2 protein-coding genes are annotated in these 2,092 nt (G+C 64.0%); both read left to right on the top strand.

Annotation, left to right across the window (positions count from 1 at the left end; genetic code table 11):
* A partial coding sequence (locus E4487_RS23965; protein ID WP_175254540.1) for a phosphopantetheine-binding protein occupies positions 1-547 on the top strand: 547 nt, incomplete at its 5' end.
* The coding region (locus E4487_RS23960; RefSeq protein WP_257229490.1) for a condensation domain-containing protein at positions 547-2,092 on the top strand (1,546 nt) is incomplete at its 3' end. The genes E4487_RS23965 and E4487_RS23960, both read left to right, overlap by 1 nt.

The following is a 2,092-nucleotide window of genomic DNA, read 5'->3' as shown; positions in this document are numbered from 1 at the left end:
ACATCCGCAGGTGGAAGAGGCGGTGGTGGTGGCGCGTGACACAGCGCAAGGCAAGCAGCTGGTGGGCTATGCCGTGGCCGGTTGCGACGGCGAGGAGTTGCGCCAGGCGCTGGCTGAGCAATTGCCGGAGTTCATGGTGCCGGCGCGTATCCTGGTGCTTGAGGCCATGCCGCTGTCGCCGAATGGCAAGCTTGATCGCAAGGCTTTGCCGGTGCCGGAGTTCGGTACCTCGGCAGTCGGTTACGTGGCGCCCCGCAATGACCTGGAGCGTGAGCTGGCGGCGATCTGGACGCAGGTGCTGCAGGTCGAGCGGGTCGGAATCAACGACGATTTCTTCGAACTGGGCGGACATTCTCTGTTGCTGACTCAGGTCGGCATGACCCTGCGCAATCGTCTGGGAGTGACGTTGCCGCTGCACGCATTGTTCGAGTTGAGTTCCATCCAGGCGTTGGCAAGCCACCTGCAGGCGCAACGGGACAATGCGCCCTCGCAAGAGGCCGAGCTGGAGCTGATGGATGAATTGCTGGGCGAGTTGGAGAACCTCTGATGACCATGCTGGATGCACAACTGCGCACCGTTGCCGAACGCCTGGCGGCGCTCCCCGAAGAGAAGCAACTGACTTTCCTGCAACAACTGCGGGAGAAGGGCGTTAGCCTGGAACGCCTGCCGATCATGCGTCAGCCCTGTGAGCGTGCGCCATTGTCACCGGCGCAGAGCCGCCTGTGGTTCCTCTGGCAGATGGAGCCGCACAGTGCGGCCTACAACATTCCGGCGGCCCTGCGCTTGCGCGGCACGCTGGATCCTAAGGCCCTGCGCCAGGCTTTCGAGGCATTGGTGGCGCGCCATGAGAGTCTGCGCACGCTGTTTCGCGAAGAAGGTGGCGAGCCGTTGCAGGTGATCCTGCCGACCTTGCCTCTGGCCATGCTGGAAGAAGACTTTGCCGAACTGCCGGCAGGCCAGCGTGAGGACGCCGCACGTGTGCGTCTGGAACAGTTGGCGCGACAGCCTTTCGATCTCGCCAATGGCCCGTTGCTGCGCCTGCACCTGCTGCGACTCAGCGATAGCGAGCACCTGCTGCTGCTGAACCTGCATCATATCGTCTCCGATGGTTGGTCGATGGGCGTGCTGATCGACGAGTTCGCCAGCCTCTATGGCGCCTGCGTCACCGGTCGTGGTGCCAGCCTGCCGCCGCTGCCGATTCAGTACGCCGACCATGCTCGCTGGCAGCGCCTGTGGATGGCGGCCGGGGAGGAGCAGCGTCAGCTCGATTACTGGACGCAACATATCGGCGATCCGTCGCTGCTGCTGACCCTGCCCAGCGACCGACCGCGTCCGCCGCAGCAGAGTTACCGTGGCGCCACGCTGGACTTTCAACTGCCTACGGCGTTGGTGAGCGAGCTGCGCAGCCTGGCACGTGGCCAGGGTGCAAGCCTGTTCATGGTGCTGCTGGCGGCATTCGAGGTGCTGCTGGTGCGCTACAGCGGCCAGCGCGAACTGCGTATCGGCGTGCCGGTGGCCAACCGTGGTAGGGCCGAGTGCGAGCGTCTGGTGGGTTTTTTCGTCAATACCCAGGTGCTGTGCGGTGAAGTCGAGGAACATGCTTCCTTCGTCGATCTGCTCGGTGCGGTACGCCAGGCCGTCCTGGATGCACAGGCTCATCAGGAACTGCCCTTCGAGCGCTTGGTGGAAACCCTGCAACCTGAACGCAGCCTGAGCCACAATCCGCTGTTTCAGGTGGCCTACAACCATTTGCCCAGTGCGCAGGATGCCTTGTGCGAGCTTCCCGCTGCCGATGGTGAGGCACTGACGCTGGAGCCTCTGCAGCTGGCGACCGGTATCGCCAAGTTCGACCTGATGCTGCAGACCGAGGAGAACCGTGAGGGCGCTGTGCGCGGGCAGTTCGCCTATGCCAGCGATCTGTTCGATGCAGCCACCATCGAGCGCCTGTGCGGTCACTTCCTTAATTTGCTGGAGGCATTGGCTGCCGATCCGCAGTGCCCGGTGGGGCGTCTGTCGATGCTGGCAGGCGCGGAGCGCGAGCAACTGCTTGGTGGCTGGAACGCCACCGAGGCGGCGTTCCCCGATGGTGTGC

It is taken from the genome of Pseudomonas sp. BMW13 (assembly GCF_013357275.1).
Classification (GTDB): domain Bacteria; phylum Pseudomonadota; class Gammaproteobacteria; order Pseudomonadales; family Pseudomonadaceae; genus Aquipseudomonas; species Aquipseudomonas khazarica.
This window is presented reverse-complemented; position numbering and strand designations above follow the sequence as displayed.